General features: G+C 65.4%; 17 protein-coding genes. 9 read left to right on the forward strand and 8 right to left on the reverse strand.

Features of this window, described 5'->3' with window-relative positions:
* Window positions 1-45 precede the first annotated feature (45 nt).
* From J2126_RS03410 to dnaN, 4 genes are read left to right on the forward strand one after another with little or no spacing between them, the layout of a single operon-like run.
* The gene (locus tag J2126_RS03410) at window positions 46-999 is read left to right on the forward strand and encodes a DUF2303 family protein (RefSeq protein WP_209483953.1); all 954 of its coding nucleotides are present in this window, start codon (window positions 46-48) and stop codon (window positions 997-999) included.
* 29 nt (window positions 1,000-1,028) lie between these two features.
* Window positions 1,029-1,292, forward strand: coding sequence for a hypothetical protein (locus J2126_RS03415; RefSeq protein ID WP_209483955.1), 264 nt, complete (start codon window positions 1,029-1,031; stop codon window positions 1,290-1,292).
* Window positions 1,289-1,612 carry a hypothetical protein gene (locus J2126_RS03420; protein WP_209483957.1) on the forward strand — a complete coding sequence of 108 codons (324 nt, stop codon included), beginning with the start codon at window positions 1,289-1,291 and terminating at the stop codon, window positions 1,610-1,612. The genes J2126_RS03415 and J2126_RS03420 overlap by 4 nt, the downstream gene beginning before the upstream one ends.
* Entirely contained in the window at window positions 1,609-2,733 is a 1,125-nt protein-coding gene (dnaN, locus tag J2126_RS03425) for a DNA polymerase III subunit beta (protein ID WP_209483959.1), read from the forward strand. Before J2126_RS03420 ends, dnaN begins: the two co-directional genes overlap by 4 nt.
* 198 nt (window positions 2,734-2,931) lie before the next feature.
* Here the strand turns inward: dnaN and J2126_RS03430 are convergent, their stop codons facing one another.
* Window positions 2,932-4,164 (reverse strand): hypothetical protein, encoded by a 1,233-nt coding sequence (locus J2126_RS03430; RefSeq protein ID WP_209483961.1) that lies wholly within the window; start codon window positions 4,162-4,164, stop codon window positions 2,932-2,934.
* Between the two features lie 146 nt (window positions 4,165-4,310).
* Between J2126_RS03430 and J2126_RS03435 the strand changes: the two genes are divergently transcribed.
* Genes J2126_RS03435 through J2126_RS03440 form a run of 3 tightly spaced genes read left to right on the forward strand, consistent with a single transcriptional unit; the run spans window position 4,311 to window position 6,063 of the window.
* Entirely contained in the window at window positions 4,311-4,805 is a 495-nt protein-coding gene (locus J2126_RS03435; protein WP_245327191.1) for a thermonuclease family protein, read from the forward strand.
* A complete protein-coding gene (locus J2126_RS25730) occupies window positions 4,805-5,149 on the forward strand; it encodes a helix-turn-helix domain-containing protein (RefSeq protein WP_348634215.1) in 345 nt (114 codons plus the stop codon). Before J2126_RS03435 ends, J2126_RS25730 begins: the two co-directional genes overlap by 1 nt.
* The gene (locus tag J2126_RS03440; protein WP_348634216.1) at window positions 5,146-6,063 is read left to right on the forward strand and encodes a tyrosine-type recombinase/integrase; all 918 of its coding nucleotides are present in this window, start codon (window positions 5,146-5,148) and stop codon (window positions 6,061-6,063) included. Before J2126_RS25730 ends, J2126_RS03440 begins: the two co-directional genes overlap by 4 nt.
* 143 nt (window positions 6,064-6,206) lie before the next feature.
* Here J2126_RS03440 and J2126_RS03445 read toward each other — a convergent pair whose 3' ends face one another.
* From J2126_RS03445 to J2126_RS03460, 4 genes are all read right to left on the reverse strand, one after another.
* Window positions 6,207-6,533: a hypothetical protein gene (locus tag J2126_RS03445; RefSeq protein ID WP_209483965.1), complete on the reverse strand. Its 327-nt coding sequence runs from the start codon at window positions 6,531-6,533 to the stop codon at window positions 6,207-6,209.
* A 148-nt stretch (window positions 6,534-6,681) separates the two neighbouring features.
* Window positions 6,682-7,188 carry a ferritin-like domain-containing protein gene (locus J2126_RS03450; RefSeq protein WP_209483967.1) on the reverse strand — a complete coding sequence of 169 codons (507 nt, stop codon included), beginning with the start codon at window positions 7,186-7,188 and terminating at the stop codon, window positions 6,682-6,684.
* Window positions 7,189-7,266: 78 nt separating this feature from the next.
* Window positions 7,267-7,587 carry a general stress protein gene (locus tag J2126_RS03455; RefSeq protein ID WP_209483969.1) on the reverse strand — a complete coding sequence of 107 codons (321 nt, stop codon included), beginning with the start codon at window positions 7,585-7,587 and terminating at the stop codon, window positions 7,267-7,269.
* A 295-nt stretch (window positions 7,588-7,882) separates the two neighbouring features.
* A complete protein-coding gene (locus tag J2126_RS03460) occupies window positions 7,883-9,190 on the reverse strand; it encodes a hypothetical protein (RefSeq protein WP_209483971.1) in 1,308 nt (435 codons plus the stop codon).
* A gap of 375 nt (window positions 9,191-9,565) precedes the next feature.
* Here J2126_RS03460 and J2126_RS03465 point away from each other — a divergent pair, with 375 nt between their 5' ends.
* Entirely contained in the window at window positions 9,566-10,399 is an 834-nt protein-coding gene (locus J2126_RS03465) for an alpha/beta fold hydrolase (RefSeq protein ID WP_209483973.1), read from the forward strand.
* Between the two features lie 180 nt (window positions 10,400-10,579).
* Window positions 10,580-11,164: a L,D-transpeptidase gene (locus J2126_RS03470; RefSeq protein WP_209483975.1), complete on the forward strand. Its 585-nt coding sequence runs from the start codon at window positions 10,580-10,582 to the stop codon at window positions 11,162-11,164.
* A gap of 211 nt (window positions 11,165-11,375) precedes the next feature.
* Here J2126_RS03470 and J2126_RS03475 read toward each other — a convergent pair whose 3' ends face one another.
* The 3 genes from J2126_RS03475 to J2126_RS03485 all read right to left on the reverse strand — a co-directional run bounded on the left by J2126_RS03475 (window position 11,376) and on the right by J2126_RS03485 (window position 13,923).
* Complete coding sequence (locus J2126_RS03475) at window positions 11,376-11,582, reverse strand: cold-shock protein (RefSeq protein ID WP_209483978.1); 207 nt, start codon at window positions 11,580-11,582, stop codon at window positions 11,376-11,378.
* Window positions 11,583-12,076: 494 nt separating this feature from the next.
* Entirely contained in the window at window positions 12,077-13,093 is a 1,017-nt protein-coding gene (locus J2126_RS03480; protein WP_209483980.1) for an ABC transporter substrate-binding protein, read from the reverse strand.
* Between the two features lie 20 nt (window positions 13,094-13,113).
* Window positions 13,114-13,923: an ABC transporter permease gene (locus J2126_RS03485; protein ID WP_209483982.1), complete on the reverse strand. Its 810-nt coding sequence runs from the start codon at window positions 13,921-13,923 to the stop codon at window positions 13,114-13,116.

Here is a 13,923-nt window from a genome sequence, read left to right on the forward strand (position 1 = left end):
GCCGCCGCGCGGCTCGCCCTCTCCCCTCCGAAGAAAGGTTAGACCATGGCCGAGAAAACCACCCCGCCGCCCGCGACGCTGCTCGCCGAAAGCATCGGCATGCCGCCCGTCGCCCCCGGCTTCGATGCCAAGTACATCGCCGAGCTGGGCGCCAAGGTCGCCGAGCCCACCTCCGGCATCATCACCCTCGACCCCAAGATCCATGTCGGCCTTCCGCCGGAACTCCCCATTGTGTGGGACCCGCGCAAGGGTGAGTTCATGGCGGTCAAGAGCTACGCGGAGCAGTTCCGCCTCAAGCCCGCCCGCAAGGTCGGCACGGCCAAGGCGCTCACGCTGGAAAGCTTCATCGCCCTCGCCAACCGGCACAAGACCGAGCACACGGCCGTGTTCGCCGATACCTCGTGGCACAAGCCCGGCTTCACCGCCGTCATCGACTATCACGACAACACCTCGGGCGGCCCGGCCGACAACGGCAAGCACCGCATCCAATACGACTTCCCGCTCTCCGAGGAGTGGAAGGCGTGGGTGAAGCTGGATGGCGAACCCATGAGCCAGGTGGATTTCGCGGCTTTCCTCGAAGATCACATCCAGGAGCTGTGCAGCCCCACGGAGGCCGAGAAGAACACGCTGGAGCGCGATTTCGTCACCACGGTCGCGACGCCGGCGGAGGTGGTGCAGCTCTCCCGCGGCCTGCAGGTGCATATTGCGAGCCAGGTGAAGAACGCCCACACGCTCCAGACGGGCGCCGGCCAGATCCAATGGCAGGAGGAGCACCAGACGGCGGACGGCAAGCCGCTCACCGTGCCCGGCATCTTCCTCCTCAACATCGCGCCATTCTTCATGGGCGAGCCGGTGCGCATTCCCGTGCGCCTGCGCTATCGCGTCTCCGGCAAGATCACCTGGTTCTACCAGATATTCCGGCCCGACTTCTTCGTGACCGAGCGGTGTGCGCGACGACCTCGACAAGGTGCGGCAGGAAACCAGCCTGCCCGCCTTTGAGGGCGCGCCCGAGATGGCGGCCTGACGCCATGACCCGCGCCGCCGGCATCTCCCGGATCGCACATCTTGAACGGCGCCGCCGGGAGATGGCGGCGGCCTATGTGAAGGCGACGCGCCGGCATGCCCCGCGCGCCGCCCTCGCCCAGAAGCTGGTGCGCGCCACCTGCGACGCGCTGCGCGCGGAAATCCGCGACGAGCGTGTGGCGGCCAAGGCGCGGCTTGCGCCGGGCATGCCGGACCTATTCGCCGCGCCCGACGAGGCAAGCGCTGACGAACGAAAGGCTGCGGCATGACCGACGACATCGGCCTCGCCTTCGAGCGGATTCGCGCGCTCCAGAGCGTCACCTTTCCGGTGGCCCATCCACACAAGCGGTTCGCATGGCAGATGGACTATGCCCAGCCCGCGACCATCACGCCGGCTCAGGTGCGCCACGTGACGTATCTCGCCTGGCGCTACCGGCGGCAGATGCCGGCACACCTCGTGCCGCCCGCCGACCCCTATGCCGGTGACCCGATGCATGTGGCGCAACCGCCTGCGGAGGAGGTGCCGCCGCTGCCGGAGCCGCTGGCGCCGGAACCCGATCTCTTCTCCCGCCTAAGGACCGTCCGATGAAACTCACCATCAGCCGCGACGCGCTGGCCGCCGCCCTGGACCGCGTCGGCCGCGTGGTCGAGACCCGGAACACCGTCGCGATCCTCTCCAACGTCCGGCTTTCCGCCCATAACGGCACGGTTGCCGTCACCGGCACGGACCTCGATATGGAGGCCATCAGCACGGCCGAGGCGGAGGTGGCCGCCGCCGGCGCGACCACGCTTCCGGCGAAGATGGCGTCGGACTTCGTGCGCAAGCTGCCGGCCGGCGCCAAGGTGGAGCTTTCGGACGACGGCGAGCGCGGCAAGCTCACCATCAGGAGCGGGCGCAGCCGCATCAGCGTGAACACCCTGCCCTCCGGCGACTTCCCGAATCTGTCGACCGGCGAATTCTCCAACAGCTTCGCGCTCCCGGCGTCCGCCCTCTTGAACATGCTGGACCGCGTGGACTTTGCCATCTCCAGCGAGGAGACGCGGTATTATCTCAACGGGATTTACCTGCACCTCGCCCAGGCCGAGGACGGCCCGGCCCTACGCGTCGTGGCCACCGACGGCCACCGGCTGGCGCAGCACCAGGTGCAGGCGCCGCAGGGCAGCGAGGACCTGCCGGGCGTCATCGTGCCGCGCAAGGCGGTAAGCGAGATCGGCCGCCTGCTCAAGCCGTTGGGCGAGGAGAGCGTGCGGCTGGAAGTGAGCACCACCAAGCTGCGGCTGACGGCGGGCGTCACCACGCTCACCACCAAGCTCATCGACGGCACCTTCCCGGACTATGGCCGCGTCGTGCCCTCCGGCAACGACAAGCTGGCGACGCTCGACAAGGAGGCGCTCGGCGAGGCCGTCGCCCGCGTCTCCACTGTTTCCAGCGAGCGCGGGCGGGCGGTGCGGTTCCGTTTCGATGGCGGCATGCTGACGCTCTCCGTCACCAATCCCGACACAGGCGACGCGACCGACGAGCTCGAAGCCACATATGACGCCGAGCCGCTCGATATCGGCTTCAACGCCTCCTATGTGGCCGACATCCTCGCCGCCGTGCCCGGCGCGAAGGTGACGATGGCCATGGCCGACCCCGGCTCGCCGTGCCTCATCATCCCCGAGGCGGAGGGCACCGGCTCCCTCTTCGTCCTCATGCCGATGCGGGTGTGAGCGATGCACACCCCCGGTATCAGCCGGCTCATGAGCCAAACTGCCACCTTCGGCAATTTGGCTCGCCTGTATACAGAGCTCGTCGAGAATGAAAGTCGGTGGCTACCCAGCAGCACCGCCGACGCCCATCCGACGGGGGCAAGCTCTAATGCTCAAGCCTGCTTCGGGTGGCGCAATGACCTCATTGCAGCAGCCGCCTCACGATGGGTCCGGAGCTCTGACGCCGTATTGGTCCCGTGGACGGTCGTCATGAGGATGCCAGTCAGGAGACCTTTCATACGTCGTAGGAGCTTGCTCATCCATCCACATGTAAATTCCCATTCGACCAAATTTCTGTTCGTATTGCAAAAATTCATTGGGCGGCGCCGGCCGAGCCTCATCTTCTCGTACACAAATATCATCAATACAATTATTTCCAGAATAATATGCGAACTCTATCGCAAACGTACCGTCGTCTCGCCTAGATGCCCCACGACTTCTGAAACAGAATTTCGTTATATGGTATTGCCCATATATGTCTTCGTACGACATCCATCCCCAACAAAAAATTATCCTCCAATTACGTATAATTTCTTCAATCTGTTGCTCCGGAACAGTCGCAATATTGTGAGTTATTTGAGTGCCAGCGGCGAGAACGCTGGGATCACCGGTTTCATAGCCCCACAGTCTTGGCATGTCTGGAAATGGGAACCAAGGCGGAAGAACACCTGTCGTCCATGCCATAGCGGACGCCGCCGATCTCACGCGAAGGGCCGGCGTTGCGCCACAGTTCTTCCATACAACGTAGATTTGCTCACCCGCGAGCGTTCCATCCGGACGATATTCTGCCCTAGATGCAATGGCTTCATTGTGAGCGTAAGCTCGGAGTTGCGTTCGGCTCGACTCCATCGCAACTGCTACTCCCGCCTCTGTCGCTTTTGCGGCATTGAGTGCTGTCCTGGAAGATTCCTCGGCAATCGCAAGCGATCTGTGGGTGAGCCGTATTGTGTAGATGAGCAGGCCAGTGCCTGCCGTGGCGACAACCGTGCCAAGGACAGCTATCCAGATTTGCCACCAGGCATAGGTCGCTTGGTCCCGCGCCGCGTGAGCGGCCTCCCACTGAGCCTTGAGTTCGGAGTCAGCGCGTACATCCGCATGTGTGTCCTCGATATCGGCGCGCCGGGCGGAGGTTGGATCACTCGTCGGCGCCGCGTGCTCGTCGGCGAGTCGTTCGGTACCGGCCGACGAAGCGCCCGCAGCGCCATCCGTGACCGTCGTTGTCGTAGTGGCCTGGTGAATCTCGTTCGCTGCAGGTGACTCATTTTGGACGTCGCTCTGCGCGTCAACTGCAGTGAACGGGGATCCGGCGCCCGCTGGCGTCGCCGCAATGGCCGAAATGGTCTTCGCCGCGAACACGAACGCTATCATCGTCAATCGGAGATGGCTGAACATAACGGAGACTGCCGTTGAAGATACGAAAGGGATCTATCACAGATGAACTGTGCCCGTCTTCAATCTTCGGGAGCGGTAACGTATGGCTGGCAGCGCTAATCAGGTCATCATCAGCGGCCGTCGGCCGCCAAGCCGGACGATGGACAATGGAATCCCCTTCTGACTATGAAAGGGCCCGCAACGCCCTGATCGTGGCGGGTGCCATCGTGCTCGGCCTGTTCCTTGTCTTGGTCATCCTGCTGGCACAGGCCCGTGCCGAGCCCATCGCGCCCGGCTCCATCCATGTCATCGATGGCGACACCATCGCCGTCGGCCCGGCGCATTATCGCCTCGTGGGATTCGACACGCCCGAGGCCGGCGAGCGCGCCCGCTGCCCGGCCGAGCGCATGCTCTCCGCCCTCGCGACGCGGCGCCTGCGGCAGATCGTGGTCGCCGGCGGGCTGGACCTTGAGGAAGTGGATTGCCGCTGCCGCCCCGGCACCGCCGGCACCAAGCGCTGCAACCACGGGCGCCTCTGCGGCCGGCTCACCGCCAACGGCCAGGACGTGGGCGATACCCTCCTCGCCGAAGGCTACGCCCAGCCCTACGCGTACGATCCGGACGCCCCGCGCCCGCCGGCCAGCTGGTGCGGGAGGCAGTGATGGGCACGCTCGGCAAGATCTTCACCATGGAAGAGGCCGCGGCCGAGTTGCGCATCAGCCGCCGCGCGTTGCAGGATTTGGTGAAGGATCACCCCCACTATGCGCAGAACGGACATCGCAAGCTGTTCAGCGAATCGGACATCCGCGCCCTCTGGGAGGCCATGAGGTGCCACTCAAGCTCGTCCCGCCCAAGCCGGGCAAAACGCCGAACTGGTACATCCGTGGAACCTACCTCGGACAGTACGTTGAGGAGACTACGCGAACGCCTGTCGAAGCCGTCGCGCGGCGGATCCTCGCAGCCCGCAAAGCGGAAATCGAACGTGGTGGGCTTCTCCCGCGAGTGAAATCCGGCGAGCCCGTCGTCACATTCGAAATTGCCGCCGCTGCTTACGCCGAAGGCGGCGGGGACGACCGGTTCTTCGGCAAATATGACCCTGTGCGCGAGGAGTGGCATAGCGGCCTGATCGCCCTCCTTGGCGAGAAGCCCATCGCCGACATCACACAGCAGGACATCGACCGCGCCGCCGCGACGCTTTACCCCGACGCCGGCGCGCCGACCCGCAACCGTCAAGTCTACACGCCCGTTTCGGCGGTGCTGAAGCATGCGGGCATCGAGATGCAGCTGCGCCGGCCGAAGGGCTGGCGTGGATCCGCGCGCGTGGACTGGCTTCAGCCCGAGCAGGCGTTCCGCATTTTCGCCGCAGCCGACAGGAAGGACGCCGAGTTCGGCGCGTTCCTGCGACTCCTCTGCTACACCGGCATGCGCCTGGGCGAGGCTTTGGCCCTCACGTGCGACAAGCTGATGTTGCACGAGGCCTTCGCCTATGTGACGCAGACGAAGAACGACGACCCACGGGGCGTCCACCTGCCGCCGGTGGTGGTGGCGGCGCTTGCGAATCACCCACGCGGGCTGGCGCGGGGCAAGAAAAAAGTGTTCCGCTTCCGCAAGTGCGGACGGCTGTATACCTGGCTTGCTGAGGTCAAGGCCGAGGCCGGCGCGGATGTCGCATTCTGCAGCTTCCACACCTTCCGCCACACATGGGCGACATGGATGCGCCGCTATGCCGGGCTCGACACCCGCGGGCTGGTGGGTACTGGCGCTTGGCGCGATCCGAAATCCGCCGCGCGTTACGAGCACGTCGTGGTTTCAGAGGAGAGCCGCAAGGCCGACCTCCTACCCACGCCGCCGCGCGTCCGGAAAGCGAAATCCGGGGAAAATCCGGGAAGCGCAGTTAAGAAGCGCCGAAAAGCGTTGTAAACGCTCAATCAGGCTTACCCTTCACACGGGAGGGGTCGCAGGTTCAATCCCTGCATCGCCCACCATTCCGCGCTGGCGAGACTTCTCAAATTTTCTTTTATCCGAACCGGCGCCACGCAGTCCGCGCAGCGCCCGCCCCCCCGTCACTGGCAGGCGCACTCGTAATTCTTCGCGGCCACTTCCTTGCCGCCATATCCCACCCAGCAGGCGCTGGCCCATTTGGGCTTCAGATTGTAGCCGGGGCGGTAGCCGTTCATGTTGGTGGCGCAGATGTAGAATTTGTCCTGCGTCACCTGATTGCCGGGCGTGTGGACGCCGGAATAGAGCGCCGTGAGGCGGGCGGCGCTGCACACCTGATCGCAGGAGCCGCCATTCGCCGGCTTCCACTGAATGTCGGCCGCGACGCCGGCGGTGGGCAGCATCGGCGCGGCGAGCGCGGCCACGACACCAAGAGCCTTTAGGATTTTCATCGGTCCCCCAAATGGATCGCCCCTGCCCTCCCGCAGGGAGCCCGCATATTGCATCAGGCTTGGCCGTGGACAATTCGCCACCGCGACCGGGCCAATAAAAAACCCCGCCGGCGGACCGGCGGGGTTTTGTGCTTGGGCCGCGGCTGGCCTATTCGGCCGCGCGCATGTTCAGCCTGGCCTCGGCGAGGCCGGTGAGCTTGGCGTCGGCCGCCTTCTCCTCGTCCAGGTTGCGCTGGAGCACGGAGGCGCAGTCGTTGCGGCCGAGCTGCTTGGCCCAGGCGATGAGGGTGCCGTAGCGGGTGATCTCGTAATGCTCCACCGCCTGCGCGGCGGCGGCCAGCGCCGCGTCCATCACCTCGGGATCGGCGACCTCGGAGGCGACGTCCTCGGCCTCCTCGATGATGCCGTCGATGGCCTGGCACTTCACCGTCTTGGCCTCGACGCCGTGCATGCGGAACACTTCCTCAAGCCGCTTCACATGCCCCTCGGTCTCGCCGAGATGGGTCTGGAAAGCCTGGCGGAGGGTAGAATTCTGCGCCTTCTCGATCATGGTCGGCAGCGCTTTCAGGATGCGCTTCTCGGCATAATAGATGTCGCGCAGGGTGTGGACGAACAGGTCGTCCATGGAGTGGATGTCCTTGGAGAAAAGGCCCATGTGGCACCTCCCGGAAAAATGAATGGAGAGAGGGGGAGCGGGCGCGGCCCTTCAGACCGCGCCCCGCTCAGCCTGCGATCAGCGCTGACCGCCCTTGCGGCCGGCTTCGGAGGCGAGATCCTGATCCTGCGAGAAGGAGCGCTTCTCGTCCGGCACGCTCTGGCCGCCTTTGCGGCCCGCCTCGGAGGCGCGCTCCCGATCCTGGGAAAAGTTGCCGGAGCCGCCCTGCTGGCCGCGGTTGCCGGCGTCCTGCTGGCTCTGCTGGCGGTTGTCGCCGCCCGGCTGACCGCCCTGCTGGCGGTTCTGGGCGCTCTGCTCGCCGCCCTTGCGACCGGCCTCGGAGGCGCGCTCGCGATCATTCTCGAAGTTTCCGGATCCGCCCTGCTGACGATTGTTCATCGGTTGGTATCCTCTCTTGTGCCCCCGCTCAGAGAACGGGAGGCAGGGAGGATGGTTCCGGCGCAGAGCATTACAAAACCGAAGCAATCATGGCCGGAATGTGCAGGCTTTGGCCTGTCTGAAAGCCTTACGCAAAGTAATCAATTTCGTATACCGTGAGGCTTGGCCGACGATATCTTGACCTGAACCGTACTGCGGCCAAGCTCAACTGGTCCGCCCATAACGAAAATGCCCGGCAAAGGGCCGGGCATCACGCGACATCAGGAAACGGTGAAGGTTCAGTCCCCACCCTGCCTCAGTTATCCTCGGCGGGGCTCACGTCGTCGATGGCGAGGTTGGTGCAGGAGAGGCTGCCGTCCGGCTCGTCGAACGCGGTCTGGGTCAGGAAGCTGCACCGGGTGCCTTCGGCGGCGGCGATGTAGGAGACGAGGCGGTGGCTGATGGCCGCCACCTGCGAGGAATCGTCCGCCGGCTTGAAGGCGGCATCGGCCGGCGCCTGCGGGCCGGATTTCTTCGCCACCTTGAGATCGGTGACGACGGGCACCAGCGACACCGACGCGGCGGTGTCGGCCGGCGTCACCACCGGCTGGAGCAGTACGGTGAACTGGTCCCAGGTGCCCTTGGCGAGGCGGCTCGCCTCGGATTCGGCGGAGACGGTGGCCTTGTAGGCCGGCCCCGCCTCTCCCGGCACCACGGTGCCGGTGCTCTTGAACTTGCGCGAGCCCGTGCCGCCTTCGGGCGCCGCGCCGGAGAGGAGGCGCGCCAGCATGGCGTCGCCATAGGCCTTGAGCTTCGCCTCGGAGACCTTGTCCGCGTCCATCAGCTTGGCGCGCGGCACGGCGGCGAACGCCATCTCCCCGCACACGGAGGGCAGCGTGACGGTGGCCACCAGCGGCACCTTGCGCAGGTCCTGCGCGATCTTCGCCTCCGCGCCCAGCGGCACGGCCACGTCCACCGAAACGTCGTCGTCGTCGCGGGCGGCGAGGCGCAGGCGGCTCCAGTAGTCCTTCATCTTCACCGTCGCGGTGCCGCCCTGCTGGGGCGTGACCACGAGATCGATCTCGGCGAGCCCGGCGGGCGCGACCGGCGTGCGGGCGAGGTCGGCGGCCTTGAGGCTCACGGCGAGGCCGCCGGTGACGAGGCCGCACCAATTGTCCTCGTCATGCTGGAGCACCAGCGCCGGCTCGGAGAAGCCGGCCTCGGGCCGGAACACCGTGACCGCCGTGAGGCCGGGGACGGACGCCGTCTCCTCATAGATGTGATGCAGGCCGCGCTGGTTCTCGGTGAAGGCGAGGGCGTAGCTGTCATCCCCCTGCCCGATGGTGAGCTTCAGCGCGCCGTTGGCCAGCGTGCCGGACACCGGCAGCGGCGCGCGGGCATCGCCCGCCGGCGGCGCGAGGGTGCCGGTGACCTTGCCGGCGCCATCCACATCGAGCGTCGCGATCGCCGCCCGATACGGCTTGAAGAAGGGCAGCCCCAGCACCATGAACCGCTCCGAGGCGGCGCTCGCCGCCGTGGGCGCGATCAAGGCGGGCACGAGCGCGAGGGCCGAGAGGACGGAAAGAACCGTCCGGCGGTGGGCGGTGCGTGTCACGGTGCGCATTCCGTCGCCTCTCTTTGCGATGCAGGTCTTTGCGATGCAGGTCTTCGATTCGGGCGGTGCTGTGCAAGCTGATCTATAGCACCGCCCCATGGCGCCCCAAAGGCGGGGGGGGCTCATCAGGATCAGGACAAGTAAGCGCTCCCCACCGTTTGCACTGTCATCCCCCGGCTCGTCCGGGGGATCCACGGTTTGGCTGGGTCCGCTTTCGGTTTTGGGGCACCGAGCAAATGGGGGTGTGGATGCCCCGGACAAGCCGGGGCATGACGGCGGGGAGACGGGGCACGTCCGCGCCTCGCTCCGGACTGCCCTCCCCCTTAAGCCCGCGCCCCCGCAATGCTAAAGCGGGCCGGACACCCTCGCTTCGGAACCCGCCCCATGACCATCCCCGCCCCCACCGACCGCGAGGTCCGCCGCATCCTCACCCCCGATGGCGTCGGCATCGCCAGCGCCGCCTTCGGGCCGGCCGACGGGGCGCCGGTGGTGTTCATCCACGGCTTCTCGCAATCCGGCCTGTGCTGGAACCGGCAGACGGCGAGCCCGGCGCTGGCCGGCCATCGGCTCGTGACCTACGACTTTCGCGGCCACGGCGCCTCCGACCGTCCGACCGATCCCGCCGCTTATCAGTCAGCGGAGATCTGGGCCGGGGAGCTCGATGCGGTCATCCGCGGCTGGGGGCTGGAGCGGCCGGTGCTGGTGGGCTGGTCCTATGCCGGGCGCATCATCTGCGACTATCTGGCGGTGAAAGGCACGGCTGGCATCGGCGGCATCGTCTTCGTCGATGCCGTGACCGCCAACGAACGGCGCTTCTACGGCAGCTGCAACCGGCTGATGCGGCTAATGTGCAGCACGGACGTGGAAGAGAACATCGCCGCCACCCGCACCTTCCTGCGCCGCTGCTTCGCCGCCCCCATCGCACAGCCGCTGTTCGAGCAATTGCTGGCGGTGAACATGATGGTGCCGCCCGAAGTGCGCGTCGCCCTGTTCGGCCGGACGGCCGACTATGAGGGCCTGCTGAAGCGCCTCGACGTGCCGGTGCTGGTGGCGCAGGGCGCGCTGGACGAGGTGGTGGCCCCGGCCATGGCGGAGCATATCGCCGCGACCGTTCCGGGCGCCCGGCTGGACCTCTACGCCGGCATCGGCCACGCCCCCTTCATCGAGGCGGCTGATCGCTTCAACGCCGCGCTCGCGGCCTTTGCCGCCGCGAAGTGAGGGATTTCCAGAACGGTAGCATGATAGCTGGACGAAGCTTCACACTCCCGTGGGCCGGGAACCATGTCGCCACAAAGCGGTTGCAGTCTTGTCCGTTTTGTGGCGACAAAGCGGTGTTGCCGACGTATCCGGGCGTGCTCGATGGTCGTTCGCGCTCCGGACCATCCGAGACGCAGAGCCATGATGAAGCTGAAATCGCTTGTTTTCGCGGCCGTCGCCGCGCTGGTGGCGACAGGCTCGGCCAAGGCCGATGATCGCTACGACATCTTCAATTTCAACAAGTTCTTCGGCGGCGGGAATGTCGGCGTGGTGGGCGGCTCCTCGCCCATCGGCCGGCAGATGGTCTCCATCGATCCGAAATATGCGCCCGGCAACATCGTCGTGAACACGTCGGAGCGGCGCCTTTATTTCGTGACCTCCCGTGGCCAGGCCATCCGCTACGGCATCGGCGTCGGCCGCGACGGCTTCCGCTGGTCGGGCGTGAAGACGGTGAGCGCCAAGAAGGAATGGCCCTCCTGGACGCCCCCGGCCCAGATGCTGCGGCGCCGGCCCGACCTGCCCCGCTACATGCCCGGCGGCCTCGACAACCCGCTCGGCGCCCGCGCCATGTATCTCGGCTCAAGCCTCTACCGCATCCACGGCTCCAACGAGCCGGAGACCATCGGGCAGGCGGTGTCGTCCGGCTGCTTCCGGATGACCAATGACGACGTGATCGACCTCTACAATCGCGTGCGCGTGGGCGCGACCGTCTACGTCCTGCGCTGAGCGCGCGCCCCAAAAGGGCTCAACGAAAAAGGCCCGGCCGTCTTGCGACGACCGGGCCTTTTCTTGTCAACGCCTGGACCTTTAGCCCTGCTCTGCGTGGCCCCTGAACCGCGACCGGCGCCGAGCGGGTTCGCTCAGGCACGGCGCAGCATCCAAAGGCGGCTTGGCCAAAAGCTGGTGAGCAAGCTCACGCGCCTTCGGCTTCAAGCACTCAGAGAGCGGCGAGGTTCGCAGCCTTGCTCTTGCCGCGGTTGTCCGCGACGACGTCGAACGAGACCTTCTGGCCATCGTTCAGGCTGTACATGCCAGAACGCTCCACGTCGGAGATGTGGACGAACACGTCGGGTCCACCCTCATCCTGAACGATGAAGCCGAAACCCTTCTGGGCGTTGAAAAACTTTACGGTACCCGTGGCCATGGAGGCCTCCTGTAGAAACGCTCTCCGGGGGTTCCCCGAAGGCGCCGATCGTCCCGGCGACGCGCAACACACGAAGGTCGCGGCGCAACGGGACGCAGTTCAGGACAGGTTCGTACTTGGGGAAGGCTTTTGCGTCGCGGCCCGAAGGAAACGAAGAAGAGGCCGTCGACGAACTTGTCCGCTCGGCTCGCCCCTCCGCACATCCATAAAATGGAAAGCGGAGGAACGAACACCCCGTGCCGTGGACCGATCTGCTCAGGCGGGATCGGAGTACATCCGTCCGTCTCCCGGAAGCGTCTGCGCTCAAAAGCGCGCCGCATCCATCGGCTGGGGTTGATGGGAAGATAGGGATCAATCGCGGCGGTTCAAGGGCGGGAGGCCAAGTTTTTCATCTGCCGCTCCCGAACCGTTTCCGAACCACTCCCGAACCCACCCGATACCGGGGGTGAACGCCCCCCGGCAAGGTGGTGAAACACACCCGAACCGGAGCCGGATTATTTCGCCGCCGCCGCCTTCGCCACGAAGGTGCCGTCGAAGGTCTTGGCGAGGTCGATCTTCGCGGCTTTCAGCTCGGAATCAAACTCCACCAACATGTTAAGGGCATTCTTCATGCCCCGCTCGGGGATCAGGCCGTTGCGCGAATAGATCGGCAGGGAGTTCTTGACCGCGTTGAGGTACAAGGCCTTGTCCCCAAGCAGATATTCCTCCGGCACCACCGCCGCCACGTCCTCGGGGGTGGCGGTCTTAAGCCATTGAAGGGCCTTGTAAAAAGCATTCACCAGCTTCTGCGTGGTGACCGGATTCTGCTCCACGAAGTCGCGCTTCATATAGAGCACGGCGGCCGGATTCTCGCCGCCGAAGATCTTGTCGTTTCCAGCTTCCGTCCGGCTGTCCGCCAGAATAATGACGTCTCCGTCATCCACCAGCTTGGTAATCACGGGGTCCAGATTGGACATCGCGTCAATCTCGCCGCGCTTCATCTGCGCCACGGCAGAAGCTCCGCCGCCGACACCGACGTAGGAGGCATCATCCGGCTTCAGGCCATCTTTCGCCATCAGGAAATTGACGAAGAAATTCGTGGAGGACCCCGGCGCCGTCACACCGATCTTCGCGCCCTTGAGGTCCTTTACCGACTTGATCGGCCGGTCCTTCCGCGCCACCAGCACGATCCCCGGGAAGCGGCCCAATTCGATAACGGAAACAATGTCCTGGCCCTTGGCCTGCATGCGGATGGTGTGCTCGTAGGCCCCCGTCACCACATCGATCGACCCGCCGATAAGGGCTTGCAAAGACTTGGCTCCGCCGCCGAAATCATTGATGGCGACATCCAGCCCCTCCTCCTTGAAGAAGCCCTTCCGCTCGGCGATCGTCAGCGGCAGATAATACAGCAGTGGCTTGCCGCCGACCCCGAGCGTGAGTTTCGGCTTCTCGATCTTGGTGGCCTGTTGCGCGACGGCCGGAGTGGCGACAGCGAGCGCGAGCACGGCCGCTGCGAGCTTGAGCATCCTCATGATTTTCCTCCCGTTTTTCTTTAGGCCTGCGTCGCCGGCGCGGGGCGCCAGATGAGGAGGCGGTTCTCGATGGCGCTCACCACCGTGTCGATGATGATGACGAAGATGGCCAGCACCAGCATGCCCGAGAACACGCCGGTGACATCGAACACCCCTTCCGCCTGATGGATGCGATAGCCCAGCCCCGCCGCCGACCCGAGATATTCCCCCACCACCGCACCAACCAGCGCAAAGCCAACGGCGGTGTGGAGCGAGGAGAACATCCAGGTCAGCGCGGAGGGCCAGAACACGTTCCGCATCAGCTGGCGCTCGCTCATGCCCAGCATGCGGGCGTTGGCGAGCAGCGTCGGGCTGACCTCCTTAACGCCTTGGTAAACATTGAAAAAAACGATGAAGAAGACCAGCGTCACCCCCAGTGCCACCTTGGACCAGATGCCGAGCCCCAGCCACAGGGCGAAGATCGGCGCCAGCACCACGCGCGGCAGGGCATTGGCCATCTTCACATAGGGATCGAACACCGCTGCGATCAGCGCCTTGCGGGCGAACCAGAAGCCCACCAGCACCCCGCCAAGGGCGCCGATGGCGAAGGCGAGCAGGGTTTCAAGGAGCGTGATGCCAAGGTGATACCAGATCACCCCCGTGTAGAAGTCCTTGAAAGTGCGCTCGAAAACGGCGATCGGCGTGGAGAAGAAGAAGGGGTCCAGCGGGTAGAAGGGCTTCGGCGAAAGCGCCGGTATCGAGACCTTCACCGTGGAGCCGAAATGCCAGATGGCGATCAGCACCACCGCCACCAGCACCTGAAGGGCGAAAAGGACGAAGCGGTTGCGCAT

Origin of the sequence: Xanthobacter flavus (assembly GCF_017875275.1) — a bacterium.
GTDB lineage: Bacteria > Pseudomonadota > Alphaproteobacteria > Rhizobiales > Xanthobacteraceae > Xanthobacter > Xanthobacter flavus_A.

Bases quoted from the DNA above. Each gene is read 5' to 3' on its own strand.
- J2126_RS03410 (WP_209483953.1), top strand. From the start codon at position 46: ATGGCCGAGAAAACCACCCCGCCGCCCGCGACGCTGCTCGCCGAAAGC.
- J2126_RS03415 (WP_209483955.1), top strand. From the start codon at position 1,029: ATGACCCGCGCCGCCGGCATCTCCCGGATCGCACATCTTGAACGGCGC.
- J2126_RS03420 (WP_209483957.1), top strand. From the start codon at position 1,289: ATGACCGACGACATCGGCCTCGCCTTCGAGCGGATTCGCGCGCTCCAG.
- dnaN (WP_209483959.1), top strand. From the start codon at position 1,609: ATGAAACTCACCATCAGCCGCGACGCGCTGGCCGCCGCCCTGGACCGC.
- J2126_RS03430 (WP_209483961.1), bottom strand. From the start codon at position 4,164: ATGTTCAGCCATCTCCGATTGACGATGATAGCGTTCGTGTTCGCGGCG.
- J2126_RS03435 (WP_245327191.1), top strand. From the start codon at position 4,311: ATGGAATCCCCTTCTGACTATGAAAGGGCCCGCAACGCCCTGATCGTG.
- J2126_RS25730 (WP_348634215.1), top strand. From the start codon at position 4,805: ATGGGCACGCTCGGCAAGATCTTCACCATGGAAGAGGCCGCGGCCGAG.
- J2126_RS03445 (WP_209483965.1), bottom strand. From the start codon at position 6,533: ATGAAAATCCTAAAGGCTCTTGGTGTCGTGGCCGCGCTCGCCGCGCCG.
- J2126_RS03450 (WP_209483967.1), bottom strand. From the start codon at position 7,188: ATGGGCCTTTTCTCCAAGGACATCCACTCCATGGACGACCTGTTCGTC.
- J2126_RS03455 (WP_209483969.1), bottom strand. From the start codon at position 7,587: ATGAACAATCGTCAGCAGGGCGGATCCGGAAACTTCGAGAATGATCGC.
- J2126_RS03460 (WP_209483971.1), bottom strand. From the start codon at position 9,190: ATGCGCACCGTGACACGCACCGCCCACCGCCGGACGGTTCTTTCCGTC.
- J2126_RS03465 (WP_209483973.1), top strand. From the start codon at position 9,566: ATGACCATCCCCGCCCCCACCGACCGCGAGGTCCGCCGCATCCTCACC.
- J2126_RS03470 (WP_209483975.1), top strand. From the start codon at position 10,580: ATGATGAAGCTGAAATCGCTTGTTTTCGCGGCCGTCGCCGCGCTGGTG.
- J2126_RS03475 (WP_209483978.1), bottom strand. From the start codon at position 11,582: ATGGCCACGGGTACCGTAAAGTTTTTCAACGCCCAGAAGGGTTTCGGC.
- J2126_RS03480 (WP_209483980.1), bottom strand. From the start codon at position 13,093: ATGAGGATGCTCAAGCTCGCAGCGGCCGTGCTCGCGCTCGCTGTCGCC.
- J2126_RS03485 (WP_209483982.1), bottom strand. From the start codon at position 13,923: ATGCGCAACCGCTTCGTCCTTTTCGCCCTTCAGGTGCTGGTGGCGGTG.